At 41.0% G+C, this 24,766-nt stretch carries 28 protein-coding genes, 1 pseudogene and 1 riboswitch; of the genes and pseudogenes, 7 read left to right on the top strand and 22 right to left on the bottom strand.

What is annotated here, in order from left to right:
* The first annotated feature begins 101 nt into the window (after positions 1 to 101).
* Both AUO94_RS11060 and AUO94_RS11055 read left to right on the top strand, forming a co-directional pair.
* Positions 102 to 806 (top strand): type 1 glutamine amidotransferase domain-containing protein, encoded by a 705-nt coding sequence (locus AUO94_RS11060; protein WP_058384265.1) that lies wholly within the window; start codon positions 102 to 104, stop codon positions 804 to 806.
* A gap of 54 nt (positions 807 to 860) precedes the next feature.
* The gene (locus AUO94_RS11055) at positions 861 to 1,064 is read left to right on the top strand and encodes a hypothetical protein (RefSeq protein ID WP_058384264.1); all 204 of its coding nucleotides are present in this window, start codon (positions 861 to 863) and stop codon (positions 1,062 to 1,064) included.
* Between the two features lie 99 nt (positions 1,065 to 1,163).
* Here AUO94_RS11055 and AUO94_RS11050 read toward each other — a convergent pair whose 3' ends face one another.
* The 6 genes from AUO94_RS11050 to AUO94_RS11025 form a co-directional block, all read right to left on the bottom strand.
* Positions 1,164 to 2,357 (bottom strand): S1C family serine protease, encoded by a 1,194-nt coding sequence (locus tag AUO94_RS11050; protein ID WP_058384263.1) that lies wholly within the window; start codon positions 2,355 to 2,357, stop codon positions 1,164 to 1,166.
* Between the two features lie 13 nt (positions 2,358 to 2,370).
* Positions 2,371 to 3,237 (bottom strand): peptidylprolyl isomerase, encoded by an 867-nt coding sequence (locus tag AUO94_RS11045; protein WP_058384262.1) that lies wholly within the window; start codon positions 3,235 to 3,237, stop codon positions 2,371 to 2,373.
* A gap of 125 nt (positions 3,238 to 3,362) precedes the next feature.
* A complete protein-coding gene (locus AUO94_RS11040) occupies positions 3,363 to 4,766 on the bottom strand; it encodes a sensor histidine kinase (RefSeq protein WP_237150108.1) in 1,404 nt (467 codons plus the stop codon).
* A complete protein-coding gene (locus AUO94_RS11035) occupies positions 4,747 to 5,427 on the bottom strand; it encodes a response regulator transcription factor (protein ID WP_058384260.1) in 681 nt (226 codons plus the stop codon). The genes AUO94_RS11040 and AUO94_RS11035 overlap by 20 nt, the downstream gene beginning before the upstream one ends.
* Before the next feature lie 103 nt (positions 5,428 to 5,530).
* Positions 5,531 to 6,544 (bottom strand): GTPase, encoded by a 1,014-nt coding sequence (locus tag AUO94_RS11030; RefSeq protein WP_082707538.1) that lies wholly within the window; start codon positions 6,542 to 6,544, stop codon positions 5,531 to 5,533.
* Between the two features lie 61 nt (positions 6,545 to 6,605).
* Entirely contained in the window at positions 6,606 to 8,426 is a 1,821-nt protein-coding gene (locus AUO94_RS11025; protein ID WP_058384259.1) for an LTA synthase family protein, read from the bottom strand.
* 263 nt (positions 8,427 to 8,689) lie between these two features.
* Here AUO94_RS11025 and AUO94_RS11020 point away from each other — a divergent pair, with 263 nt between their 5' ends.
* Positions 8,690 to 9,310, top strand: a complete 621-nt coding sequence (locus AUO94_RS11020) for a flavodoxin family protein (RefSeq protein WP_058384258.1) — start codon at positions 8,690 to 8,692, stop codon at positions 9,308 to 9,310.
* A 45-nt stretch (positions 9,311 to 9,355) separates the two neighbouring features.
* Here AUO94_RS11020 and AUO94_RS11015 read toward each other — a convergent pair whose 3' ends face one another.
* The 5 genes and pseudogenes from AUO94_RS11015 to AUO94_RS10995 all read right to left on the bottom strand — a co-directional run bounded on the left by AUO94_RS11015 (position 9,356) and on the right by AUO94_RS10995 (position 12,081).
* A complete protein-coding gene (locus AUO94_RS11015; RefSeq protein WP_058384257.1) occupies positions 9,356 to 9,886 on the bottom strand; it encodes a histidine phosphatase family protein in 531 nt (176 codons plus the stop codon).
* Positions 9,887 to 10,043: 157 nt separating this feature from the next.
* Positions 10,044 to 10,508 carry a 6,7-dimethyl-8-ribityllumazine synthase gene (gene ribH, locus AUO94_RS11010; RefSeq protein WP_058384256.1) on the bottom strand — a complete coding sequence of 155 codons (465 nt, stop codon included), beginning with the start codon at positions 10,506 to 10,508 and terminating at the stop codon, positions 10,044 to 10,046.
* Positions 10,509 to 10,543: 35 nt separating this feature from the next.
* Positions 10,544 to 11,152 (bottom strand): annotated as a pseudogene (gene ribB, locus AUO94_RS11005) (3,4-dihydroxy-2-butanone-4-phosphate synthase); the annotation flags it as partial.
* 17 nt (positions 11,153 to 11,169) lie between these two features.
* Positions 11,170 to 11,799 (bottom strand): riboflavin synthase, encoded by a 630-nt coding sequence (ribE, locus tag AUO94_RS11000; protein WP_058384255.1) that lies wholly within the window; start codon positions 11,797 to 11,799, stop codon positions 11,170 to 11,172.
* Complete coding sequence (locus tag AUO94_RS10995) at positions 11,800 to 12,081, bottom strand: hypothetical protein (protein WP_058384254.1); 282 nt, start codon at positions 12,079 to 12,081, stop codon at positions 11,800 to 11,802.
* Positions 12,082 to 12,143: 62 nt separating this feature from the next.
* Positions 12,144 to 12,314: riboswitch (FMN riboswitch) on the bottom strand.
* A gap of 157 nt (positions 12,315 to 12,471) precedes the next feature.
* On the opposite strand from AUO94_RS10995, the gene AUO94_RS17095 reads away from it, so the two are divergent.
* On the top strand, positions 12,472 to 12,795 hold the full coding sequence (locus AUO94_RS17095; protein WP_082707536.1) for a CHY zinc finger protein: 324 nt from the start codon (positions 12,472 to 12,474) through the stop codon (positions 12,793 to 12,795).
* Between the two features lie 66 nt (positions 12,796 to 12,861).
* Here AUO94_RS17095 and AUO94_RS10990 read toward each other — a convergent pair whose 3' ends face one another.
* The 7 genes from AUO94_RS10990 to msrA form a co-directional block, all read right to left on the bottom strand.
* Complete coding sequence (locus AUO94_RS10990) at positions 12,862 to 13,350, bottom strand: GNAT family N-acetyltransferase (RefSeq protein ID WP_058384253.1); 489 nt, start codon at positions 13,348 to 13,350, stop codon at positions 12,862 to 12,864.
* A 112-nt stretch (positions 13,351 to 13,462) separates the two neighbouring features.
* The gene (locus tag AUO94_RS10985; protein ID WP_058384252.1) at positions 13,463 to 14,287 is read right to left on the bottom strand and encodes a metallophosphoesterase; all 825 of its coding nucleotides are present in this window, start codon (positions 14,285 to 14,287) and stop codon (positions 13,463 to 13,465) included.
* A 61-nt stretch (positions 14,288 to 14,348) separates the two neighbouring features.
* Positions 14,349 to 14,735: a VOC family protein gene (locus AUO94_RS10980; protein ID WP_058384251.1), complete on the bottom strand. Its 387-nt coding sequence runs from the start codon at positions 14,733 to 14,735 to the stop codon at positions 14,349 to 14,351.
* A gap of 79 nt (positions 14,736 to 14,814) precedes the next feature.
* Positions 14,815 to 15,600, bottom strand: coding sequence for an ABC transporter permease (locus AUO94_RS10975; protein WP_058384250.1), 786 nt, complete (start codon positions 15,598 to 15,600; stop codon positions 14,815 to 14,817).
* A complete protein-coding gene (locus AUO94_RS10970) occupies positions 15,597 to 16,478 on the bottom strand; it encodes an ABC transporter ATP-binding protein (protein WP_058384249.1) in 882 nt (293 codons plus the stop codon). Before AUO94_RS10970 ends, AUO94_RS10975 begins: the two co-directional genes overlap by 4 nt.
* Positions 16,475 to 16,669: a PLD nuclease N-terminal domain-containing protein gene (locus AUO94_RS10965; RefSeq protein WP_049693140.1), complete on the bottom strand. Its 195-nt coding sequence runs from the start codon at positions 16,667 to 16,669 to the stop codon at positions 16,475 to 16,477. Before AUO94_RS10965 ends, AUO94_RS10970 begins: the two co-directional genes overlap by 4 nt.
* 98 nt (positions 16,670 to 16,767) lie before the next feature.
* Positions 16,768 to 17,448, bottom strand: a complete 681-nt coding sequence (gene msrA, locus AUO94_RS10960) for a peptide-methionine (S)-S-oxide reductase MsrA (protein WP_058384248.1) — start codon at positions 17,446 to 17,448, stop codon at positions 16,768 to 16,770.
* A 159-nt stretch (positions 17,449 to 17,607) separates the two neighbouring features.
* Here msrA and AUO94_RS10955 point away from each other — a divergent pair, with 159 nt between their 5' ends.
* Positions 17,608 to 18,192, top strand: coding sequence for a protein-L-isoaspartate(D-aspartate) O-methyltransferase (locus AUO94_RS10955; protein ID WP_082707534.1), 585 nt, complete (start codon positions 17,608 to 17,610; stop codon positions 18,190 to 18,192).
* Positions 18,193 to 18,393: 201 nt separating this feature from the next.
* A complete protein-coding gene (locus AUO94_RS10950) occupies positions 18,394 to 19,089 on the top strand; it encodes a Na-translocating system protein MpsC family protein (protein WP_058384247.1) in 696 nt (231 codons plus the stop codon).
* A 90-nt stretch (positions 19,090 to 19,179) separates the two neighbouring features.
* Here AUO94_RS10950 and AUO94_RS10945 read toward each other — a convergent pair whose 3' ends face one another.
* The 3 genes from AUO94_RS10945 to AUO94_RS10935 all read right to left on the bottom strand — a co-directional run bounded on the left by AUO94_RS10945 (position 19,180) and on the right by AUO94_RS10935 (position 23,083).
* Positions 19,180 to 19,383, bottom strand: a complete 204-nt coding sequence (locus AUO94_RS10945) for a hypothetical protein (RefSeq protein ID WP_058384246.1) — start codon at positions 19,381 to 19,383, stop codon at positions 19,180 to 19,182.
* Between the two features lie 265 nt (positions 19,384 to 19,648).
* Positions 19,649 to 20,848, bottom strand: coding sequence for a MalY/PatB family protein (locus AUO94_RS10940; protein WP_058384245.1), 1,200 nt, complete (start codon positions 20,846 to 20,848; stop codon positions 19,649 to 19,651).
* Positions 20,849 to 20,974: 126 nt separating this feature from the next.
* The gene (locus AUO94_RS10935; RefSeq protein ID WP_058384244.1) at positions 20,975 to 23,083 is read right to left on the bottom strand and encodes a type IA DNA topoisomerase; all 2,109 of its coding nucleotides are present in this window, start codon (positions 23,081 to 23,083) and stop codon (positions 20,975 to 20,977) included.
* 136 nt (positions 23,084 to 23,219) lie between these two features.
* Between AUO94_RS10935 and AUO94_RS10930 the strand changes: the two genes are divergently transcribed.
* The gene (locus tag AUO94_RS10930) at positions 23,220 to 23,897 is read left to right on the top strand and encodes an NAD(P)H-binding protein (protein WP_058384243.1); all 678 of its coding nucleotides are present in this window, start codon (positions 23,220 to 23,222) and stop codon (positions 23,895 to 23,897) included.
* A 40-nt stretch (positions 23,898 to 23,937) separates the two neighbouring features.
* Here the strand turns inward: AUO94_RS10930 and AUO94_RS10925 are convergent, their stop codons facing one another.
* On the bottom strand, positions 23,938 to 24,714 hold the full coding sequence (locus tag AUO94_RS10925) for a sulfite exporter TauE/SafE family protein (RefSeq protein ID WP_058384242.1): 777 nt from the start codon (positions 24,712 to 24,714) through the stop codon (positions 23,938 to 23,940).
* Positions 24,715 to 24,766 lie beyond the last annotated feature (52 nt).

Raw genomic sequence — 24,766 nt, 5'->3', positions numbered from 1 at the left:
CTCCGAACTCAAATCCAAACACTCTGTATCCATTACGTTTCAGGATTTCTTTACAGGGTAAATGAAAGAACAAAGACTTTTCCAAACAGGAGGAAAAAAGAATGGCGAAAGTATTGGCAGTACTGTCAAATGGCTATATAAACGAAGAACATAATTACGTAACAGGATGGTGGGCAGAAGAACTTTTTGCTCCTGCACTAGAGCTTGAAAAAGAAGGACATACTGTCGGACTTGCTTCTATTGAGGGCGGTAAACCTACTGTAGATCCAATCAGTATAAGTAAAGATTACGATCCAGATGGTATCTACAAAAAGCAATACGAATCAGGTATGGCAGATAAGACGACACCGATAGTTGATGTTAAAGCTAGCGACTACGACGCCATTATGATCGTTGGCGGACATGGGGCGATGTTTGACTTAGCACACAACGAAGACTTACACGCTGTGATTAATGTCGTTTATGAATTGGGCGGTATTGTATCCGCTGTTTGTCACGGACCGGCACCACTGGTTTATACAAAGACTAGGGACGGTCGCCATCTTTTAGAAGGGCTGAAAGTAACCGGCTACCCAAATAACAAAGAACCAAAAGAGGTTGTCGAACTATTACCTTTTAGCCTTGAAGATGAATTAAAGAAGATTGGCAATTACCACGAAGAGAGCAATCACGACGCCTATGTGGTCTGGGGGAGCAAACAAATTCTAACAGGTCGCGATCCGCAATCTTCACAGCTTTTCGGTCGTGAACTGGCTCAGAAACTCACTCAACGTGAGTTGCAGTCAGAAGAAAAGTTCATGGATTGAACTTTTTCTTAACAGGGTAAAGAAAACTACTAGCACCTTCGAGGAGGCATTCAAATGAGCAACGACGACAAAAAGAAATACATGAAAGAGACCGAAGAAGAAGCAAAACGCCGTCCACCTGAAGATAAACAAGGATTACAAGAACCGAAAGTTACCGGTTACAAGCCATTGCAACTCGGTATTATCATCTTTGTTATACTAGTTCTCATCCTCATCGGCTTCGGAATTGGAACAGATTGGTTTGGCGTTTCTAACTAATTTTTTTATCAGGCAATTCAACTTATCCATAATAAAAAGGGGGTGCCCTCAAAAGTCATTGTTCATGACTTTTTGAGAGCTCCCCTTTTTCTTCGTGTTTTAGCTATTTTCCATTAATGTCAGCTCAAAATTTTGAAGCTCTCCGTTTCGATAAGCTTTCACTTTCAGCGTCTCTCCGACTTTCGTTTCGTTGTACAAGTATTGACGAAGTTCCAATACAGAATTCACTGGTTTTCCGTCTAGTTCAACAATGACATCATATGCTTCTAGCCCTGCTGTTGACGCTCCTGAACCTTCAACTACCGATTGAACGACGATGCCCCCTTCAACTTCAGCTGGCAAGTTCAATTGATTGCCGCGATATTGTGCAGGGACTTCTGCTAAGTCCAAAATCGCAACTCCCATTGATGGTCGGCTTACCGTTCCTTGCGTTTCCAGATCTGAGATAATTGGAATGGCTGTATTGATCGGTATCGCCAGGCCAATTCCTTCTACAGCACTTTGAGCGATTTTCATGGAGTTGATGCCAATTACTTGCCCTTGTGCATTAATCAACGCGCCCCCGCTATTTCCGGGACTAATAGCGGCATCGGTCTGAAGAACTTCTGACTGCCAGTCTTCTGTGCCGTCTTGGTTTATATCAATTGGCACTAAGCGCTCTGTTCCTGAAATGACACCTGTCGTTACTGACCCTGAAAACTGCAGGCCTAATGGATTACCAATAGCGATAACTGGCTCACCTGCTTGTAATACCGACGAATCTCCAAATTCTGCTACCGTTTTGATACTCGCAGCTGGAACTTTCAACACCGCCAAATCAGTCCAGACATCTGTTCCCAGTACTTCTGCATCAAGTTCTGTCCCATCTGATAACGTGACCTTCACTTTTTCTGCGCCTTCTACTACATGGTTATTCGTCACAACATATGCAGTGTCGCCATCTTTTTTATAAATGACGCCAGATCCGACACCCGCTTCTTGCGATTGCTCTTTTTCACTAGTTTGTGCAGCGAAAGGATCTTGTTGTGCTACTTGTAAATTGGAAACCCCGACCACTGCATCTGTTGTATTCTCAACAACCTTCGTTACATCTGAAGTGACAACTGAAGATGTTGTTTGCAAGCCACTGACCGCCTGACTGGTGGACGTCGGTTCAGTCCCTGCCACTTCTCCATCAGTCACACTCGGCAAAATGACTCCTACTAACAACGCCCCTGCAAGTAACCCTGTAAAGCTTGAAGCAAAATAGCCTTTTTTGTTTCCTTTAGGTTCAGATGAATTATAATACCCCATGTGTTCTCCTCCTCTATTTTGTTAAAGTATTGACGATATCGTATGATTCGATTTTTTCAGCTAGCCATTCAGCATATTTTGTATTTAATGCTTCATCAAATAGAGTTTCTTTTATCTGTTCTTTGCTGTCTTCTAAATTTGCATCTGCTGCATCTGTTTTTCCAGTCACTTGGATGATGTGGAAGCCATATTCCGTTTCTACAGGCTCACTGATTTCATCAACTTTCATACTAAATGCTGCTGCTTCAAACTCTGCTGCCATTTCTCCTGCACCAAATTCACCTAGTGCACCGCCATTGTCAGCATTGCTTGTATCTGTAGAATATGCTGCTGCTAGTTCGGCAAAGTCATCACCATCATCAAGCTTCGCTTTGACTTCGTCTGCTTCTTCTTGAGTGCCTACCAAAATGTGGTTTGCTGCAACTTTTGAAGGCTGTTCAAAAGACTCTTTGTTTTCTTCAAAATACGTACTGATTTGCTCATCTGTTATGTTAATATCTGGTCCGACGATTTTTTCAACTTTCAAGTAAATTTTCATTTCGTCTTCCAGATCTGCTATCGACATTCCGCTTGACGCCAGTGCTTGTTCAAGTGCTTCCGCCCCACCATAACTTTCTTCATAGACTGCCATTTCTGCGTCGAGCTCTTCTTGAGTCACTTTAATGTCTGCTTTATCCGCTTCTTGATTGACCACTTCGTTTGAAATCATCGCGTCGAGTGTCGCTGCACCAGCAGAAGCGACCATTTTGTCATACAAGGCTTCTTTGGTGATTTCTTTATCTCCTACTGAAGCTACTGAGTCGTCCCCTGAAAATGCAACCATCACAAAAATTGCGCTTGCCGCTAGTACGCCAATTCCAATGTATAAAAGTTTTTTCATACTTATTTCCTCTTTTCCTAAGTTGTTATCTCTAGCTTATCAAGCAATTATGAATAAACTATGACTAGAGTTTTAACAATCAACTATTTTTTTCAAAAAAATGACTTGAGACTGTTTGTCCCAAGTCATTTTTTATGTGGCAAGCGGATAATAAACTTCGTGCCTTGCTCTTTTTTACTTTCCACATCAATTTCTCCATCATGCAGCGTCACCAATTGCTTAACAATTGATAAGCCCAATCCAAATTGGCCACTTCCGCGCGATAAATCTGCTTTATAGAAACGACGCCAAATCAAATCAATTTCCTCGACATCAATTCCCACCCCGTTATCTTCAACAATAATCGACATGTGGTCGGGTTCAGAATGAGTGGTTAAGAAAATGGTACCTCCTTCGGTAAACTGAATCGCATTTTTGACGATGTTCATCAGGATTTGAATGAGACGATCCATATCGCCATAGATAATATCTCCTGGATTCGTGTGAATGACAATTGTATTGCCTTTATCTTTTGCCTGCTGATAAAGCTGTTCTTGGATAATTTCTAATAGCTCATCTGCATCAATTTCTTCTTTTGTTAGCACGACTTGATTAGATCTAATTTTCTCGTAATCCAAATTTTCATTAACGAGACGCATTAAGCGCTTTGTTTCTTCACTCGCTAGACGAATGCCTTTTTCCCGTTGGCTTTCTTCAATCATGTTGTTACGAAGCCCTTCCATGATGCCCGCAATGGTGGTCAGTGGTGTTCTCATTTCATGTGACACATCTGCCATAAATTGACGGCGACGATTTTCCAGCCGATCGATTTCTTCATTCGATTGCTGGAGCTTCGCAGCCATTTTGTTAAAGTCATGTGCTAAATCACCGAACTCATCAAAATTCGATTCAGGCAAATTGACATCATAATGACCTTCACTAATCATAGAAGTCGCTTTTTGCATTCGCTGAATTCGGCTAACATGCATTTTAGAAAGCCATAAACTAAACAACAAAGCAATCGCAAACGCAATTAAAATAGCAGTGGTCAAGGTTTTATTTAACTCAGCGATCATTTCACTTACCCCACTAACAGGGGAAGCAAGCAAGACGCCACCAGCCAATTGGTCATTTTCAAAATAAGGCATCGCTACAAATGTTACCGTAAAATCGAACCGCTCAACATCACGATTAACGATAAGAGTTTCGCCTTGTTCAATAACGTTCCATTCTTTTGGTGTCAGCTCAACAGGTGGAAAAGAGCCAGACACCGGATACAAAATACGACTTTGCTGATCAAAAACAATAAAACTGATATTTTGTGCTTTTAAGATTGAGACATATGACTGCAAGTTAGTGCCCGGTCGCTTGTGACCGAGCTCATCAATAATTTGTTCACCATAATTCTCCAATTCCTGTGCTTTTTCGTTATACGCAAAGTCATCTACATAACGAACGAACAAAACACTCAAAATCAAAAAAGCAATCAGCAAAATACTCATATGACTAGCAATCAGCTGATAGAAATATTTAATTCGCGTGTTCTTCAAATTTATAGCCCACTCCCCATACGGTATGGAATAGCTTGTCTCCGCCATTTATCTTTTTCCGAAGTCGTTTAATGTGAACATCCACTGTTCGTTCATCACCGTAAAACTGGTAGCCCCATACTTGTTCCAATAACTGTTCACGACTGAACACTTGTTTTGGATGTTGCAAGAAAAACACTAACAAATCAAATTCCTTAGGCGTTAAACCATCAACTTCTTGTGCATCCTTTAAGACACTCCGAGTTTCCTTATTCACAGTAAAATGGAGAGTTTCGATGAGATCCAAAGTGGCTTCCATCTTTTGAGTCCTGCGAGTAACTGCTTTAATACGCGCCATCAACGTTAACGGACTAAACGGTTTTGTGACATAGTCATCAGCTCCCATTTCAAAACCAATCACTTGATCAGATTCACTATCTTTTGCAGTCAGCATAATAATCGGAACTGCGCTTCCTTCTTCACGGATTTTGCGACACAATGAGATACCGTCCATTCCTGGAAGCATCCAATCCAAGATTAACAAATCGTGTGTGCCCTCTTTATATTTCTGGTAGCCTTCTAGTCCATCAGCTGCAAATTCACCTTGAATGCCTTCTTTCGAAAAGAACAGCTCCAGCATCGAACTAACACTTGGATTATCTTCTACAACCAATATCTTCATCCCGCACCTCCGCCAACCTTTCTTCTAAAGGTAAATGACAAATTCGAAAGACGCAAGCAAATTGAAAATCGCCCCTCTGCAGGAGAGGGGCGATTTTCAGTCATCAGGCTTTTTTCTCACGTTTTTTCAGCTTTACGAATAAGTCTCCGATCATGTCGTAGTCAATAGCCATGTTATTTTCATAAGCATACTTCACACCATAGCCAAGTGCTAGCGTCATGGACGAAGCAACTGTGCCCCCAATAATAGATCCTGCTCCCGGAATGAACTTTAATGCCTGCCGGTAAATCGTGTGACCGATTGTTTGTGTCGCGGTAATCACAATCATGTCTTTCGCTGCTTTTTTAGTTAACGGTTTGTCGTAAAGTTTCGATAACTTGATAATCAGCCCGACTTGTAAAGACGTTAGCGGTACTACATCTGATCCAGGGATAGGTGATGCTCCGATGACGCCTGCTGAAACGCCAGCACCGATAATCCAACGCGTAGCCGCAGAGGATTTTTCTTTCAAGCTTTTAGCGAAGAGCAAATCCTTCCCCTTCTTTTCGAGCAAAAAAAGAATTTCCTTTTTTAAAGTCTCCAAATTCTCTTCTGTTTTCGAGGAAATTGGAATGACTTTGTATTTATGACCTGTATGTCCTTGGATGAATTGAACGATGGATGGTATGTTTTCCGCCGCATCAATTTTATTTAAGACAATCAAAATGTCTTTATTGTGTTTTTCGATTTCATTAAACTTCTCTTTTTCGCTTTCAGAAAATACTGTTCCGGCAGCGTTTAAGAAAAACAGCACAATATCAGATTTCTGTACAAACTCTAAGGTTTTTTTAGGATTCTCGTCATTAGGATCATTCAATCCGGGAGTATCCATAAATTTAATGTTTTCCAACCCGTGAATGTTATAGGGATCCACGCTAACTGTTTCTCCAGGCATCGGATTGGTGCTCGCAACTTCTGCTCCAATAATCTTATTGATGGTAGAAGATTTCCCTGCATTCACTTCACCGATCAAGGAAATTAACAGATCTTGACTGAGTGAGTCATTGACTTTCTTCATTTCATTTTCAAACATCTTATCCATAGCGTGCATCACTTCTTTTTCGAATTCTTTCACCATAGACAGCCCCCCTCGTCTCTCATCTACTGACTATTATAATCTTTTTTTTAGACGAGCGAACTTAGTCCTTCATATAGTCTGTCAGCAAAGTATCTGCATAGTTCATCAAAGTTTCTGTATCTTTACGATGTTTTTTCGCATCACTATTTTTTCTACGTTCATCCATCGTTTTCAAATCGTGTAGTACACCTGGCAGTTTCGCGCCAGGCGCTTTGTACAATTGTTCAGACTGAATATAAGAACCTCCTGGCATGTAATAACGCATACCCAGTAAATTCTTTTTGTACTCAAACAGATTGTGTCCCATCACCGAGGCATTGTGTTCAATTCCGAGTAATGCTAACACAGTTGGCATAATGTCTGTCTGACCGCCCAAACGCGTCAGTTCTTTTTCTTCAAACAAGTTTCCCCCAGTAAAAATAAGCGGAATAGTAAATTGATCTTTTAATGAGTAGTCATGTCCGAGAAAGTCACTCAATAACTGCTGGTCTTCTTTAGTCACTAATGTACCATGCATACCTGAATGATCACCTAGAATAACAATTAGGGATTCGTCATAAATTCCACGATCTTTTAGTTCCTGAATGAAAAAACCAATCTGTTCGTCTGCGTAACGAATTGATTGCAGGTAATTTCCAACATACATGCCTTCGTATTCAATTGGCAAAGTTAGATGCTGCATAGATGATGGCAATTCAAATGGTGTATGACTCGTAACGGTTACAATATTCGCGTAAATGCGTTCATAGGTTTCGAGCTGGCGTGGAAGTTCATCTGCAGCAAAACGAAACAGCACTTCATCCGCAGGACCAAAACCGACATTTTTAACGTTCGGGATGTCATCAATCGAGAACACCTCTTCATAACCAAGAACCGGATAAAGAACGTCACGATTCCAAAAAGTCACATCATCTGCGTGATAGGTAGCAGAACCGTAGCCCTCTTTTTTCAATGTTCGTGCAAGTGAAGGTGCTTCCTTTCCTGAAAGACTATTGGCTGTAGGAATCATTCCTTGCGGATACAAACCAGTGTTAACAATCCATTCCGCGTCAGAAGTCGTACCAGCTCCTATTTGTTGGAAAACGTTTGAAAAATAAGCACTTTCACTTAACAGGTTATTAAGATTTGGTGTAATTTCTTGGCCATTCAACGTCTTGCCAATGACGAAATTCTGTAAAGACTCTACTTGAATAACGAATAAGTTTCGTCCTTCAGCCCTTCCAAAACTTTCTTGTTCACTCACTTTCACATATTTATTGCCTTTAAGTTCCTCCAGTTTTTTTTCCGATAACTTAGTCGAAGAGGCATGAGCCGTATCGGTCGAGCGATTATACAGTTGAACTACTTGAGATTGGAGAAAGCCGTTTTCTTTTGCGAAATAGGAAACGTCAATAACTGGCTGCTCGATAGCGTAACCAATTGATATTGCTGATATGACCGCCATGCTAATAGCTATATGTTTTATCGCCGGCAATTTCACCGGTTTTCTCCAACGACGAGCAAGGAATACGAGCAAAACAGCATCTAGGAAAAACAAGAAATCCCATGGAGTTGATAGCATCGCAATGGTATTGCTGACAGAGCTAGACTGAGTCGCTTGTTGTAAATCATAGTAAGAAGGAATCGTAGAATAATAGCGCAGATAAAGTGTGACAGTGAAGAAGATGATGGAGACCAATAAGTTAAAAATCCATACTGCTTGCCACAGTTGTTTATGAGCTACCAGTAATACCACTGACAGCAAGAAAGCCCATAGTGGAAATTCAACCAAAGCAATATGCCAAAAGGATTTCGCGTCAAAAATGAGCACGCGAAAAGCACTTATTTTAATAAACAATAAGAAAAAAATGAGTATATATGGCATGACAGCTGTTTTCTTCATTTAAAACACCTCATTTCTAAAGACGATCATTTAAAGTTGAATGTTGCATATAGTTAGTTAAAAAGGGAATAGTTAAATGTATATGCAAGGCAAGACAGACTTAATGATAAGCAGGCTCTTATTTTCTACAGTTGTTCAAGAAGATATCGTGCAAATTATTTTGATGCTTATTACATAAGCGTGGACTGATTTGCTTAACACTCTATCGGAAAAACGATTGTTAACTTATTTTTAGAACCTGACTACCTAAAGGGAGCGATACGATGCAAACATTAAAAGCACTTTTCATCAATACTTCACTAAAAAGTTCAAAGGACCCTTCTCACACAGAAGGTTTCATCAATGATGTTCAAGTTCATTACAATCAACTAGGAGTAGAATCAGAAATTGTCCGCTTGGCCGATTATGACGTTGCTTACGGTGTTCAAGAAGATATGGGTGAAGGCGATGAATGGCCTAAAGTATTTGAAAAAGTCATGGCAGCAGACATTGTCATTATCGGTACACCCTTATGGCTCGGAGAAAAAAGTTCATTGGCTACGCAAACCATTGAACGTCTTTATGGCAGTAGCAGCGTCACCAATGATAAAGGACAATCCGTTTTCTACAATAAAGTTGGCGGTGTTGCAATCACGGGTAACGAAGACGGCGCTAAGCATGCTGCTGCATCCGTTCTTTACGCCCTTTCTCATATCGGGTTTGTCATTCCACCGAACGTTGATGCTTATTGGGTTGGTGAAGCAGGTCCTGGAGCTTCTTATATGGATGCTGGCAGAGAAAATGAGTTTACTAAAGCAGCGATTCAACGACTTGCCTACAATACTTATCATTTGGCCGGTATGCTTAAGAACAATCCAATTCCGAATGAAGGCAATACACTTTAAACCTAAGCAGCCGGCAGCGAAAGTACTGCCGGTTTTTCTATGTACTTATTTCCACACGCGATGTGCAAAAAGGTGGCCATCTTTTATTATCACTTTATAAATATCAGGATTAGTCAGCTTTTGCCACTCCAAAAACCCATAATCGTCGTCAATTCGTTTTAATAGTAAGCCCAACAAATTGCCATGAGTTACCGCTGCAGTCATGTCATCCATTTCACTCAATGCTTCCATGGCACGGTCTGCTGCCTCTTTCCCTGATTCGCCTCCAGTGAATTTTACGTTGTCATCATTAAAAGACTCTTCTAATTTTTTCATCCAGTCTGGCAAATCTTCAGAGCTCAACACTCGTTCAGCCAAACGCTCATCAATTCGAATCGGTAAATCTTGTTGGTCTGCTGCCGGTTCAATCGATTGGATAGCCCGTGTAAACGGACTCGAAACAAAATGGATAATCTGTCGTTGTTGAAGAAATCTTGCTAATTCTTCTGCTTGCTTTTGCCCCATTGCAGTCAAGTCCGCGTCCGGTGCCTGTCCGGTTGCTTGGCAATGTCTAATTAAGTAAATTGTTTTTTCCATACTCATCATCCTCTTGTGATTTTCATTGGTTCGAATTCAAAACCTAGAATGTTTCGCTTCTTTATAACCATCATACACTTCCTTTACCTATCACATTCCCCAAATCTCGTCTTTTAACCTCAAAAAAACTCCTGAGCAAAAGCTCAGGAGTCATAAATTATAATTTTTTCATCAAGTTTGCCATTTCAATAGCACCTGCTGCTGATTCCCAACCTTTGTTTCCAGCTTTTGTTCCAGCGCGTTCAATCGCCTGTTCAATAGAATCTGTTGTTAAAACACCAAAAATGACTGGAATATCTGCATGGTCACTCGCTCTTGAAACACCTTTAGCGACTTCGCTGCAAACATAGTCAAAATGAGGAGTTGCGCCTCTGATGACTGTTCCTAACGTAACAATGGCATCAAAATTTCCACTCATCGCCATTTTTTTCGCTACAAGCGGAATTTCGAAAGCTCCAGGTACCCAAGCAATCGATACATCCTCTTCTCCAACGCCATGACGTTTTAAAGCATCTTCTGCCCCACTTAATAATTTACTTGTAATAAATTCATTAAAACGACCAACTACAATTCCAATTCGTAAACCTTCACCATTTAAATATCCTTCAAAATGTATCGTCATTTAAGTCCATCTCCTCTAGTAGATTAATAAGTTGTCATGTTTTGCTGTTCTTGTTGGTACGTTACTAAATCTTTAATCGTTAAAATACCAAGACCGAGACGTTCTGACACTTGTAACAAATCGTTAACACGCGCCATCGTTCCATCAGCATTCATAATTTCACATATAACTCCTGCTGGAGGTGAACCTGCAAGCTTCGCTAGATCTACTGCTGCCTCAGTATGTCCTGTTCGTTCAAGGACGCCGCCATCTTTTGCGATCAACGGGAAAACATGACCCGGACGTTTAAAGTCTGTTGCTTTCGCAGTTGGCTTGACTAAGCTTGTAATTGTATGAGAGCGTTCAAAAGCACTAATGCCTGTCGTCGTATCTTTATGATCCACACTGATTGTAAAAGCAGTACCATACTCATCTGTATTATGGTCCGTCATTAGACCAATTTGTAAGTTTTGGGCGATTGATTGGGCAAGTGGTACGCAGATCAAACCTCTTCCTTCGGTCGCCATCAAATTGACGATTTCAGGTGAAGCGAATTCTGCCAAAGCAACAAAATCGCCTTCATTTTCTCGATCTTCATCATCAATGACAATAATGGCTTTACCATTCTTTAAATCTTCAATGGCTTTTTCTACCGTGTAAAACATCTGTGTTGCGCCTCCTTTTAAAATCCGTTTTCTGCTAGCCAGCTTCTGCTGATTTTCGGTTCTGCTGTTTGAATTCGCTCGGTATACTTTGCCAATAAATCACATTCGATATTGACCTTTTCACCAATGCCTTTTTCTCCTAATAGCGAATCTTCTTGCGTCGTCGGAATAAGAGAAATCGTCACAGTATTATGGCTAACAGCAAAAATAGTCAAAGAAGTACCATCTACTGCGATCGATCCTTTTAGCATCATATACTTCAACAACTGAGGTTCAAGCTCGATTGTTTTAGTGATCGCATTTGCTTCTTTTTTCACAGATCGGATAACGCCGACGCCATCAATATGTCCACTAACAAAATGACCGCCAAAACGTCCATTAGCTGGCATAGCGCGTTCAAGATTTACCCGGGAACCTGCTTTCAATTCCTTCATCGTTGAAGATTTGACCGTTTCTGGAATCACATCAACTGTGAAAGTATTAGAAGTAAAGGTCGATACAGTTAAACAAACTCCGTTAATGGAAATACTGTCTCCGCGCTTAACGTCTTCTAAAATTAGCGCACAGGAAATGGTTAACTCCATTGCTTGTGGCTTAGAGCGAACTGAGGCAACATGTCCAAGTTCTTCAACAATACCTGTAAACATTTAGGCATACTCCTCCAATCTGTTCGCTAAAGTGTATTCAATTGGGGTCTTACGAGTTTTCGGGTGCTTTCCACCATGGGGCGTATGGGTGGTGAGGAAAGAATATTTCAGAAGGGTTTGAATCCATAACACAATGTGCCCTGCTTCTTTATCAAGTTGGCCAAGTAGACGGCCATTTTTCGTACCTTGAAGAAGCTCGTTTTCCACTGAGAGAATGAGCAGGGTTAAAGACCGTTGACTTGTATTTCCAGAGACTACTCCCTGATAAAGGTGTTTGGTCATACAAATTCCTCCTTTCAATTTCAACACATTGAAAAGAAGAGGCACATAACGAAGCCGATCTCTAAATTCTTCTCCCATCCAGACTGTAACTGTCGGTGCCGGAATTTCACCAGCTCCACCGTTTGGACGTTTAAAACATAGTGGCCTATGCTTGCCATCGTCCAACCGGGTCACGGACTTGCAGTTTCCTGCTCACCGCCGGTAAGGAATTTCACCTTGCCCCGAAGAATTAGATTCGTAGTTTCGTCTTTTTAATAGTAGCATAGAAAGAAACTGAACCATATAAATTTAGCTGATATTTCCGACGAACTCCAGCCAACTCGAATTCTATATCCCTCAAACAACTGTCTATTTTAAAGCATATCGCCATTTCAGAAAGGACGAGTTACTATGTCTCATCACCACACAGTGAAAGGCGTCAGCGTAGATGCGGAAACACGTTGTGCTCATTACCATTCAGCCATCGATCGAATTGCCATCAAGTTTTTTTGCTGTCAGCAATACTTCCCCTGCTTCGAATGCCACCAAGCTATAGGCTGTGGCAACCACCAAGTTTGGCCAAAAGACCGGTTCCAAGAAAAAGCAGTGCTGTGCGGGAGCTGTGGGCATGAACTTACTATCGATGAATATTTAGCCTGTGCATCTATTTGCCCTAGCTGTACTTTGCCTTTTAATCCAGGCTGCAACTTGCATAAGTATCTTTATTTCGGATAAAAAACTGGAAGCCCTAGAAACGTGATTCTTTTAAAAAATCAATAAAGCCAAGTGAGAAACGATATCTCACTTGGCTTTATTGGTGTATAAAGACATTACAAGTTGCTCTCCTTTAGAGCGCATAATTCGTCTACCTGTATCTTCGAATCCCGCTTTTTGATACAAGCGTTGTGCAGGGATGTTACGCGCATTGACGCCTAGCACCACTTGATCAAAATCTGGAAACTCCATTTCCATAAACTCTGGCAGTGCATAGATAGACCCTGTCGCAATTCCTCGCCCCTGATATTTTGGATTCACAGAAAACCCTCTCAACAATAAGGCTTTTGGGTTGTTCGAATATTTTTTACGGTCTTCCGATTCATCCAATTCGAAAAAACCGGCATCTTCTCCGCGTGCTTTAATAATAATAAAATGCTTTAACGGATCGTTGGCATCTTTTTCAATAATTTCTATAGGCAATCGTGTAAATTCCAGCTGATGTGTTGGCAAATCGTAACCGATTGATCGTTTGGAGGAGTAGCGGTGCAATGTCACTTCTCTTTTTTTAATCACGTTAAGTAGACCTCCTTGTTTGCGTTCATTATCTCAGACTATCAGGCATCTCTAGATTCAAAAAGATGGTCAGATGATTATTGAAGAAAGAAAAGCTGCGTCGACTTTTGCTTTACTCTTTCTTCAATGTCACTACGACAATTTCAGGCAGATTAAAAATACGAACGGGAAAAGTACTATTGCCAAGGCCACGGCTAACAACCATTTTCGATTGATCTTTGTCAAAGATCCCTTCCGTTACTTTCGGAAACCAGCCTTGTCCTGGAGCAACTAAACCGCCAAGGCCAGGAATTCGAATTTGTCCGCCGTGGGCATGTCCTGAAAACACTACATCTACTCCAGCTTCTGCATAAATCGGAAAATATTCAGGACGATGTGCTAGCAACAAGGTAAAATTGTCAGTCAGTTGCGCATGCTCAAGACTCCCCTGTGTAGCTTCGTCTTCGTGTATCTCAGGCTCTGTCAAAGGATCGTTAATTCCTGCAATCTGGATTGACGATTGTGCTTTTTTCCATTCAACTTGCTCATCTTCCAAAACCACGACGTCCCGTTTACGTAACGCAGCTGTTATTTCCTCAATCTTATTGGAAGCCACTTCGTGGTTTCCCGTCACGTAATACACTTTACTCATCTCCACAAGCGCATCAACTAACACCAAGCTAGCCTCCAAATCATAACGATTACTATCGATAAGATCGCCCGTCAAAAAAATGACGTCCGGATTGGCTGCCGATACCTTTTCAATCAGTGAAGATTGATCTTTTCCGAAGGTGGCATTGTGCAAGTCCGATACCTGAACAACAGTTGCTCCATCAAAAGCAACTGGCAACTCTTTAGAAGCTACCGTGTATTCCGTAGTTTGCACCCACTTGTTACTGACCCAAATGCCACTCCCCACTAGTAACACTAACAACATAAGTCCGATCATTTTTTTCATAAACTAACCTCTATTCAATTCTCATTCGAACAATTGGAGTCGGCTCCATCTTTTAATCTACTTAAATCGGTGCTACAATTTCGATTTTCAAACGATCAGGTCCCTCTAGAAAAACTGCATAACAATTTGGTCCACCTGCATAGGGATGAAGGTCTTCGTATAAAATTCGCACACCCAATTGTCTCATTTTTTCAGTCATTTCGTCTACTTGCGCACATGAAATTGCATGAAACGCCAAATGATTCAATCCGGTTTTTTTGCGATGAAAAGACGTTTGTAAGAATTCCTCTTGTGTTTGAACAAAAACAAGATAGGTAGGACCTGATTTGTAGCTGAACCCTTGTTCCCACTCCTGAAATAATACATAGCCCAGTAGTGGTAGCAGTTCGCTATAGAATGACCTAGCTTCAGTTAGATTTGAAACATTGAGTTCTACATGATGTAGCATTTGTTCCCACTCCTTTAATCCATGCTACTCGTTGTACTAAAAAACGTGCAAGTTTCTCAGTAGATTGGTGAGTGGCAACTCAAACTTTGGTCTTGGCTTTATTTTTTCGTGCTGCCACACTACCTAAAACGCTTAAAAGAAAAATACATAAAATAGCTATCCCTATAGCTCCTACGAGACTACCTCCATCGGAAGATCCCGTTAACCAAGCCGCTCCGTACTGTGGGATTTTCACCGGTGAAATCGACCAAGTCGTACCGAATAAGCTATCCGTTAATTGCAAGATCAGGTATATTGCAAATGCAACCGCCGCTGCAATTCCACCATTTGGTGAAACGGCGCTTGCTGCTAAAACAATCGTTAGAATGAGCACTACCCAAATGCTATAAGTTCCCATTAGTTGAACAAGCTTGCCAAATCCAACTTCTCCAAAAAAAAGGAATGTGTAGTAATAGCCCGCCAGAAAGCCAAGCCAGACACTAACCAAGGAAACAACAGATGCGACTGACCATTTGCTTAGAAAATAAGCTGAAAAAGAAAGTGGTCGAACATACAGCAAAGTGGCTGTCCCGCTTTTTCGTTCTCCAGCTATGCTTCCCATATAAGCTAAAATCAGTACAGCTATACCAATCGTTTGAAATTGTTCCATGACTGCTATCAATAGTTGTTCTGGCATAAGTGTTGGTAATTCTAACACTGCGCCATCTGGTAAACCGCCGGAGGACTCCAAGATTTGAGGAAGGAAATAATTGACTACAGGCTCGGTAATCCCTAAAAGAATGAAAACTGCGGGTATCCAGAAAATTTTATAATTCCGTATATTTTCCAAACACTCTTTTTGCGTTAAAATAAGAAATTGCTTCATTTGGCAGCGACCACCTTTAAAAAGATTTCTTCTAGCGAAGCCGCTTGTGATTCAACCCCTATAATGCCCTGTTGTTCAGAAGCCAGAATACGAAGAACTTGCTGCATGTTTGGATAGTTTTCATGAACAGGCAAAAACACAAAACTCTCTTTCACCTCAGATTCCCATGACTGTCTCCTAGCAAAGTCTAACGCTTGAGTCTGATTTTGAAACTGTATGCGAATGTGCGGGGCGGCATGCCGATTCTTGACTTCGCTTAGAGATCCTTGCTCAATCAAACACCCATCTTTCATAAACAACAACTGGTCAGTCATTTCTTCTGCATCATTTAAAATATGAGTAGAGTACAGAATTGTTGTGTCCTGCTGTAGTGATTTCAATAAATCCATGATTTCACGTCGTCCCGTCGGATCTAGAGCTGAAATCGGCTCATCCAACAAAAGAAGTTGCGGCTGATGGACAATAGCCTGCGCAAGGCCAAGGCGTTGTTTCATTCCCCCTGAAAAAGCGCCTGTCTTTTTATTCATTGCCGTCTCAAGTCCCACAAATTCCAAGGTGCGAGTTGCTTGCAATTTCGCTTTTCTCGCTTCAATCCCACTTATTTTCGCAGCCATTTCCACAAATTCTAACGCTGTCAACCACGGAAAAAATTGAGGATACTGAGGAAGGAAACCGATGGTCAAATTTTCAGCTAGTGTAATTGTTCCATTTGAAGGAGACAGTAAACTGGCTAACATCGACAAGGTTGTCGTTTTCCCTGCTCCATTCGGACCGATTAAAGCGGTAGCAGTGCCTTTTTCTAATACAAAAGAAAGTTGCTTCACAACCTCTTGTTGTCCGTAACGCTTTGTTAGTTTTTCCACTTCCACTATATTCAATAGTTTCTCCTCCCGATTACAAAGTAAAGAATCGGTCCTAAAATATTGACGATCACAATCAGGATTCCCCACATCCATTTCGGACCATTCGGATTGGGGTTTTTTATCAAATCGATTAAAGCAAAAATCATTAGTGCAAATTGAATTACGACAATTGGCAGTAAAGCTAACAGCAATGTTGTTTGATCCACTAGGCATCTCCTACTTTTCTCTTTTCTTTCTATTATATGGGTTAGCGCTTTAATCTCCTACAGTTTCTGACAAAATCCAATCTCAGGTAAAAGCCCATCTACCATTTCAACTTCAAAAAAAGATCAGTCAACCATTTTTTTTCAACGGTTCCGATACGCCACTGCGCTATGTCTTCTCGCACACTGTCTTTTGTTCCATAGCCTTTTACAAAACCGTTTAGCCGAGCAGCAAAAGTCGAGTCTGTTAATAATTCCTTTTCAGGAAAAAGTTCTGCCAGTTGCTCTAAAGCCTTTGGGTACCGTTTCAAATAATATTTTTGGTGGCGTTCTTCAGCTAACGTAAATTCACCAAAAGGTGCAATTTCCGTTTCAATTGGCTCACGGAGTTGTGTTTCCATTTCTTTTCGAATGTTTTCAATCGTTTTGCGCTGCTGCTCTGTATGGTAATGGACTAAAGAAATATATTGTCTCCCTTTATAATTATCGCGATTTGGGTAATGATTTTGCCAGAATTCTCGAAGGATAGCTTCATAGCTGATGACTCGTGGATCAAAACTGATATGAACTGTTTCCGTGTGATCGCCCATTTGCCGGTACGTAGGCGTTGGTGTTGTTCCGCCAGTAAAACCCACACAGGTTCGGACCACTCCTGGCATGCTACCAAAGCGTGCTTCCGGTCCCCAAAAGCAGCCCATCCCAAAAGTAGCAAGTTCCAATCTCTGATCATTTTGATGAATACCTTCTTCAATTGACCTCATAACCATTTGTTGAAAACCCATACGAATCGCCCTCTCTTTTTCTGGATAAATTCCAGTCTACTTCCTATACAGCTTGCTCGTTTTTCATTAAACTCAATGTAACAAGACTGTTCAGAAAATGCATGACTCAGCTATCGCTTTGTTTACTAAAAACACAATACGAGAAAGGGGGTGAACGTGATGAGCGAACGAAGAAAAGAAATCATCACCTATTTCAGACAAATGGATCGCAGCTTTTTCATGGATACCAACAAAGACCTTGCTACATTTGACTATGCCTTGCCTATTGGATTTGAACAAACAATCTCACAACCATCGCTCGTGCTCGAAATGACACTTGCACTTGACCTTGAACCCAGCCAAAAAGTATTGGAGCTTGGAACTGGATCGGGTTTTCAAACCGCGCTACTTGCTACTTTCTCCAAAACTGTATACACAATCGAAAGAATTGAGGAGTTGCATCATCGTTCAAAAGACCGGTTAGCCCAATTAGGTCTTGATAATATTCATTTTAACTTAGGGGATGGCAGCGCGGGCTGGAAAGAGCATGCTCCCTTTGATCGGATAATGGTTACCGCTGCAGCTACTGAAGTTCCGAAAGAACTACTTGAACAACTAAATCATGGAGGGAAAATGGTGATTCCAGTAGGAAGTTCTGCTAGCCAAGAACTTCAACTGATTGAAAAAGATGCTGAAGGCAAAATTCACAGCACGCTTTTAAACCACGTGCTATTTGTTCCACTAAAAGGAAAATATAAAATGTGATCTTCTATTAAACTAATAACCTTATATATTTCTGCGTATGTAACTCTTTTTTATTCGCTGCAATCGTTTTGTACACGACAACGCAATTGCCGTATAATAAAGCACACTAGACAGACTACTCTTTTTCCATCTACTTTTAATTAGATGTATGAAAGAAAGATTGTCGTTTATATTGCTACAGCTAAAAAAGGAGACTACGTCATGCCTACCGAAAAAACAATTCATACTGAAGTTGGCAGCTACATTTCCACTTTATTGCGTAATCATTTCGGAAAAGGTCCTACTTCAGTATTCGTAACCGTCAAGCCGCCCTTTATCACGATCCACCTGCGTGGATTTTTATCTCCTCCTGAAAAAATTCTACTGAACCAACAAGAACATCGCAGAGTATTAGAAACACGTGATCTTTTGATGAATCAACTGGCTGTAGATATAAAAGTGGATTTATGGCAAATTGGTGCATTGGATATTGAAGATGTCTACGCAGATTGGAATTTAGATGATCAGACGGGAATGATTCTTGCTGTCATGACCGATAAATCGCCAGCAGCCGACTTTGAGTGGGATTCAGCTGTTCAAGTGGAAAGTGTTCTCGAGGAAGTGGAGGAAGCTAGTCGAAAAGCACAAAAAACTCCTGAAAAAACGGATTTGTACTGGCTCAACAACCGCACATTATTGATCGAGCGTACCGGAATTTTTGTCGAAATTGAAAAAGAACTCATTCGTGGAGGATTTACTGAAGAATTGAAGTTAGTTAAGCGTCCTTTAGAACGGCGCTTACTGTTACAAACTCGGATTGAAGCCATTTTGAAGCAACCTATTTCAGAAGTGTTTCTTGATTGGAACTTCACCACTGATAAAGGCTATACTTTGTTATTACTAGAACCTGCCAAATAACAACTTCCAACTTATGAAACCATAGACAAATTCAGGTAATCTGGACTTGTCTATGGTTTTTTGTCTGGCTTATTCATAAATACGGCCTTTCTAGCTACTAATGCTTTGAGCTTGCTGGCAATATTTACACATTTCGTATAAATCTTTATTCTTCAGCTGTTGAACATATTCGACTTGGTCAGTAAATTCCCTTTTTTCTACAGGTGTCTCCACAAAATCGCACCGATCTCCAGCAAACTGTCGTTGGTGAATCTTCTTTTTCTTATGATCTACAAAGTAATAAATGATGACCACTTCCTTTCTTTTTCAGAAACTAGAAAAGCCGAAAAGAATTGCCTCTGTTTCAAGGCATTCTTTTCGGCTTTTACTTCAGCTCTATTGTCTGAACTATTTAACCAAGATATAAAGATAGCGATAACATGAAAAAAGCACCGTTGCTAGTTGAAACTACATCTTAGATTAACACGCTCTTATTTCTCAAGTACCCTCATCATACTAAATATCGTGTTAAAGATAAAGAAATCAGCACCCACTTATGATTTACTACGGGGTTGCCTCGTTATCTTTTTCCAGAAATGTCTTCAAATTCTTTTGCTATTCTTTCCAAAGCTTCCTCTATCAGTGGGCGCGGAGAAGGGGTACAAATCCGTTGATAGAACTCTCCTTCTTCACCAAACATACTGCCATCTTCAAGTAGGACGTTGGCTTTATTGTATATGCGATCATGAATTTCTTCAGCTGTTATGCCGTAACCACTAAAATCTAACCACATAATATAGGTTCCTTCAGGAATAGCTACTTTTACTTCTGGCATGCGCTCAGCCAAAAACTCTTTGACATACGTCATTGTGTCATCGACATAGTCAGTCAGCTGATCCAACCAGTCTTCTCCTTCGTTATAAACCGCAATCAAAGCCGCAATCGCAAAGGGAGATGCCAATTGCATACCCATTTCAGTAGCGAATTGAGTACGAAGCTCTTCGTCAGAGATAATGACGTTGGTGCAATGCAACCCAGCCACATTGAAGGTTTTGTTAATTGCTGTGCACGTAATAATGTGGTCAGCATGGTCAGCCGCTTTCACCATAGGAATAAACTCATTGCCGCGACGCAATAGATCTCCATGGATTTCATCGGCTACGATTAAGACATTATTGTCATGACAAATCGCTGCCATTTTATTCAACTCTTCGTTATTGAAAACTCGACCTGTTGGATTATGCGGATTGCATAAAATGAACATTGTCGTATGGTTAGCCTTTGCTTTCGCTTCAAAATCCTCGAAGTCAATCGAATAATAACCTTCTTCATCTACGTGTAGTGCATTATTGATGACTTTCCGGCCATTCCCTTCAATTACAGAAGTAAACGGCGGATAAACAGGACGCTGAATGATGATGCCATCTTCTAGTTTAGTAAATGCTTTTACCGCAATGTTCAGCGCATGAACTGTTCCTGGACTGTAAACGATGTGTTCTTTTTCCACTCTCCAGTCATGCCGTTTTTGTAACCACGATTGAATCGCACCGAAATACTCATCCGGAAAAACAGAATAGCCATAAATTCGGTGGTCCACTGTTTTGTGCAAAGCATCTACTAAAGGTTGTGGAACAGGTAAGTCCATATCGGCGGTAAACAATGGAATGGTATGTTCATCGTATCTCTCTGTTAATCCGAATTGCTTAATCAACTCTTCTCCGTCCCACTTTAAAGAGTAGGTGCCTCTTCTATTAATGATTTCATCAAAATTATATTTCATATGAAACTTCCTTTCCTGCTGATGTCTGGCTTTTTCTTTAGTATTCATTATTAGATAAAGCGCTAATTCATTGCAACCAATCGAACTTTCCGATTACGATACGAGTTGAATTAACGAAACAGGTTTTCAAAACTCCATTTTCAACTTACCTTCTTCTAATACCAACTTAGCGTTAAATTTCTTACCGTTTTTTGAAACAAACCCTTTAATAACTGGCGTCTTGCCTCTCGTGCACAAGTATTCAATTTGTTTAGCAGTTAACCGCTTTTTCAAGAACGTTGCGGGAAATGATTGCTTGCAACCAGTAGCGTATTCGGTACAATTGTACGAACCTCTTCGCGATACAATCATGCCAGTCTTGCATCTTGGACAAAGAGCAATCTCATCTTTGGCATCAGGTGTTGCTAGCTGTTCAGGCAATCCGTTTTTCAACATTTGTCCCGGCACTTCGTCTAGCAGCTTTTGGATAAACTTGCCGATGGTTGCCAGGAACACTTCCGCTGAGCCTTCACCTTTACCGATTTTCTTCAGATAAGTTTCCCATTTAGCGGTCATTGATGGACTCGACAATAAATTCCCTTCAATGGATTGACAAAGAATACGACCTTTTCCAGTAATCGAAACAATATTTTTGGTGACTGAGATGTATTCATGCCGTTTGATTGTTTCAATGATGCCACTTCTCGTTGCTTCTGTCCCAAGTCCTTCAATTTCCTTTAAAATTTCAGTATCCCCTACATCTTCTACAAACTTCCCACACGTTTTCATCATGGCGATTAGCTGTCCTTCAGTGTACGGCTTTGGTGGTGTTGTCATGCTTTCTTTTATATCGACTTTACTTTTAACTCGCTCCTGCTCACGTAATTCAGGAAGAGACGATTCTTCTTTCGTTTCTTTGGCAGAAGGAAATAGCTCTTTCCACCCTTTTTCAAGCTCTGTTTTTCCGGTGGTGAAAAACGCCAGCCCTTTAACATCTGTTGTCACCTTGGTTTCGGCATAGCGATAATCTTTGTGGAACATTGCCAACGTCGTCCGCAATACTTCCTCATATAAGTTGCGCTGGTCTGTTGCCAGTCCCGCTAATTTTCGGGCAGTCGGGATGGTTTTTGTCGGGATGATGGCATAATGCTCCTGAACTTTGGAACTGTCTACAAATCGCTTTTTCGGCGCTTTGGAAGCAATCGGAAATGGCGCTTCAATCAATTGCTGATATTTTTCGACTTGGCCTGCCAAATAACTAAATTCACCCGGTGTAATGTGCTGGGTATCGGTTCTTGGATAACTGACAAGTTTTTTTTCGTACAGCCCCTGCATAACAGACAGAACTTTAGCAGGACTGTATTTCCATTTCCGATTAGCCACTGCTTGCAAAGTTGATAAAGAGTGCAACTGGGGCGGTGGCGTACGTTTTTCTGTAGTTTTTACTTGTGTGATAACGCCTTCTTCTTTTGCAGCAACAGCATGTTTGGCCAATAGTTCTTCTGCTTCTCTTCTCTCCTTCGCTCTTAGTTTCACTTTACCTTTATAGCGTCCTTTTTCCGCATCAAATAGACCTTCAATTTCATAAAAAGGCTCTGGTACAAATGCTTCAATTTCTTTTTCACGCTGATAAATCAGAAAAACAGTAGGCGTTTGCACGCGTCCAATCGCAAACACTTCGCGTATGCCTTTTTCTTGAAGCAATAAGGAGTACAAACGAGAGCCGTTCATGCCGACCAACCAATCGCTAATTTGACGCGCTTTCGCTTCTTGGTACAACAACAGATCTTGCCGATTATCGCGCAGTTCTTGAAAACCTTTTCTAACTTCATCAGCTTCTAGTGAATTAATCCACAATCGTTGAATCTTTTTACCTTTAGCTCCCGTATGGTAATAGATACTATAAAATATATTGGATCCTTCCCGGTCAACATCACAAGCATTGATGACCGTATCGGTTTGAAAAATCAATTTTTTTATAATGGCAAATTGCTGCGCCTTACCTCTTGCTACTTGAAACTGGTAGGTGTCTGGCAAAATCGGCAGTGCAGCCAGTGACCATTTCCCCCATTTCGGATTATAAGCCTTTGGTTCTTTTAATTCGACGAGGTGTCCGATGCCCCACGTGATATAGGCACCTTCTGGGAAAATCGCATCCGGTGTAATTTCAATAAAGCCGTCACGTTTCGTGGTTTTGAACGCTTCTGCGTAGGCCTTGGCCTGACTTGGTTTTTCAGCGACTATCACTGGTTTCATGCGCTTCTTCCTCTCCGTTCATTCTTAATCTCATTGTACTCTTTTAGCTAAAGATTCAAAGCAAAAAGACAATTCTCTATATATTGGGGTATAGTAGGTTCTAAGCGAAAACACATAGACAAAGGAGTCGTTTACGATGAACAATAAAACTGCTTTACTAGCAGGAGCCAGCGGACTGGTTGGCAATGAATTGCTCCATATCCTTTTAAACAGCTCACACTACAGCCAGGTAAGAATTTTGGTGCGCCATCCACTCGAACTAATACATGAAAAACTTGAACAGATTATTACCGATTTCGACAAACTGGATGACTATGCCGACTATTTTACTGTCGAAGATGTTTATTGTTGTCTCGGTACGACAATCAAAAAAGCCGGATCACAAGAGGCATTCAAAAAAGTTGATTATGACTATCCCCTTAAAATGGCTGAATTGGCAAAGTCTCATCAAGTAAAAAACTTTTTGGTTATTACCGCATTAGGAGCCGACTCCAACTCAAAAGTTTTCTACAGTCGCACTAAAGGACAGCTACAGCTGAATTTGAAGAAAACGGGCTTGACTGCCTTGCATATATTCCAGCCTTCTCTGTTGCTTGGAGAACGTCAAGAATTTCGTTTAGGTGAAAAAGCCGCTACTCTTCTAAGCCCTGTCATTAGCAAAGTACTAAAAGGCAAAATGAAAAAATACAAACCTGTTGAAGCGAAAGACGTAGCAGTCACTATGTATGAAGTGGCCCAGATTGAACGTACCGGTAACTACACCTACCCATCCGATCGAATCGAAATCATAAGTGCTCAAAGCACTGAAAAATAGAAAAAGAGGATGCCTTTTGAAAAGGCATCCTCTTTTTCTATTATAGAATATCTGTCCAAATTTTAATCGCTGTACCTAAAATCAGTAAAGCCAAAATCCATTGGAGATACTTCGTATTCATCTTTTGACCGAGCTTAGCTCCAAGTGGTGCTGCGAGTATACTTGCCACAATCATCACAGCCGCCGGACCGTATAAAATCTGATCTGTGACAATTTTACCGATTGTCGCACCAATCGACGACAAGAACGTAATGGCAAGCGATGTTGCAATGGTCATCCGTGTTGGTATTTTCAATACAATTAACATAATGGGCACTAAAATAAAAGCACCTGCTGCTCCTACAATTCCGGCAGCAATTCCGACAGCAAAGGCTAATCCTGCAGCTAGCCATTTGTTAAATGTCACTTGATCAAGCGGAATGTCATCGACGCCTTTTTTGGGCATGAACATCATTACGACAGCAATCGTCGCGAGGATAGCGTAGACAATATTAATCGCTTGCTCTGATAGTAGAGTAGAGCCAAAGCCACCGATAAAACTACCGACGAGAATGGCACCACCCATATAAGCAATTAGAGTTTTATTTAAATAACCACTACCACGATATGCCCATACCCCAGCGATGGTCGCAAAAAATACCTGTATGGCACTGATCCCTGACACTTCGTGAGCACTAAAAGCCGTATATCCTAGCATTACTGGTATATAGAGTAACATGGGATACTTGATAATCGAGCCACCGATTCCTACCATTCCGGAAATAAAGGAACCTACAAAGCCGATGATAAATATAACAACGATAAAATCTATGCTCATTTAAATCACCTTTCTAATAGGGAAAAGGGTATCGTAACGATACCCTTTGATC

The sequence above is a fragment of the Planococcus kocurii genome (genome assembly GCF_001465835.2).
Lineage (GTDB): Bacteria > Bacillota > Bacilli > Bacillales_A > Planococcaceae > Planococcus > Planococcus kocurii.
This window is presented reverse-complemented; position numbering and strand designations above follow the sequence as displayed.

Excerpts from the sequence above, each read along its gene's own strand:
- AUO94_RS11060 (WP_058384265.1), top strand. The coding sequence starts at position 102 with ATGGCGAAAGTATTGGCAGTACTGTCAAATGGCTATATAAACGAAGAA.
- AUO94_RS10980 (WP_058384251.1), bottom strand. The coding sequence starts at position 14,735 with ATGCTACATCATGTAGAACTCAATGTTTCAAATCTAACTGAAGCTAGG.
- AUO94_RS10930 (WP_058384243.1), top strand. The coding sequence starts at position 23,220 with ATGAACAATAAAACTGCTTTACTAGCAGGAGCCAGCGGACTGGTTGGC.
- AUO94_RS10925 (WP_058384242.1), bottom strand. The coding sequence starts at position 24,714 with ATGAGCATAGATTTTATCGTTGTTATATTTATCATCGGCTTTGTAGGT.
- AUO94_RS10955 (WP_082707534.1), top strand. The coding sequence starts at position 17,608 with ATGAGCGAACGAAGAAAAGAAATCATCACCTATTTCAGACAAATGGAT.
- msrA (WP_058384248.1), bottom strand. The coding sequence starts at position 17,448 with ATGGGTTTTCAACAAATGGTTATGAGGTCAATTGAAGAAGGTATTCAT.
- AUO94_RS11020 (WP_058384258.1), top strand. The coding sequence starts at position 8,690 with ATGCAAACATTAAAAGCACTTTTCATCAATACTTCACTAAAAAGTTCA.
- AUO94_RS10940 (WP_058384245.1), bottom strand. The coding sequence starts at position 20,848 with ATGAAATATAATTTTGATGAAATCATTAATAGAAGAGGCACCTACTCT.
- AUO94_RS11025 (WP_058384259.1), bottom strand. The coding sequence starts at position 8,426 with ATGAAGAAAACAGCTGTCATGCCATATATACTCATTTTTTTCTTATTG.
- AUO94_RS10975 (WP_058384250.1), bottom strand. The coding sequence starts at position 15,600 with ATGAAGCAATTTCTTATTTTAACGCAAAAAGAGTGTTTGGAAAATATA.
- ribE (WP_058384255.1), bottom strand. The coding sequence starts at position 11,799 with ATGTTTACAGGTATTGTTGAAGAACTTGGACATGTTGCCTCAGTTCGC.
- AUO94_RS11050 (WP_058384263.1), bottom strand. The coding sequence starts at position 2,357 with ATGGGGTATTATAATTCATCTGAACCTAAAGGAAACAAAAAAGGCTAT.
- AUO94_RS11045 (WP_058384262.1), bottom strand. The coding sequence starts at position 3,237 with ATGAAAAAACTTTTATACATTGGAATTGGCGTACTAGCGGCAAGCGCA.
- AUO94_RS11055 (WP_058384264.1), top strand. The coding sequence starts at position 861 with ATGAGCAACGACGACAAAAAGAAATACATGAAAGAGACCGAAGAAGAA.
- AUO94_RS10995 (WP_058384254.1), bottom strand. The coding sequence starts at position 12,081 with ATGACCAAACACCTTTATCAGGGAGTAGTCTCTGGAAATACAAGTCAA.
- AUO94_RS11035 (WP_058384260.1), bottom strand. The coding sequence starts at position 5,427 with ATGAAGATATTGGTTGTAGAAGATAATCCAAGTGTTAGTTCGATGCTG.
- ribH (WP_058384256.1), bottom strand. The coding sequence starts at position 10,508 with ATGACGATACATTTTGAAGGATATTTAAATGGTGAAGGTTTACGAATT.
- AUO94_RS10935 (WP_058384244.1), bottom strand. The coding sequence starts at position 23,083 with ATGAAACCAGTGATAGTCGCTGAAAAACCAAGTCAGGCCAAGGCCTAC.
- AUO94_RS17095 (WP_082707536.1), top strand. The coding sequence starts at position 12,472 with ATGTCTCATCACCACACAGTGAAAGGCGTCAGCGTAGATGCGGAAACA.
- AUO94_RS11015 (WP_058384257.1), bottom strand. The coding sequence starts at position 9,886 with ATGGAAAAAACAATTTACTTAATTAGACATTGCCAAGCAACCGGACAG.
- AUO94_RS11030 (WP_082707538.1), bottom strand. The coding sequence starts at position 6,544 with ATGGTGAAAGAATTCGAAAAAGAAGTGATGCACGCTATGGATAAGATG.
- AUO94_RS10950 (WP_058384247.1), top strand. The coding sequence starts at position 18,394 with ATGCCTACCGAAAAAACAATTCATACTGAAGTTGGCAGCTACATTTCC.
- AUO94_RS10985 (WP_058384252.1), bottom strand. The coding sequence starts at position 14,287 with ATGAAAAAAATGATCGGACTTATGTTGTTAGTGTTACTAGTGGGGAGT.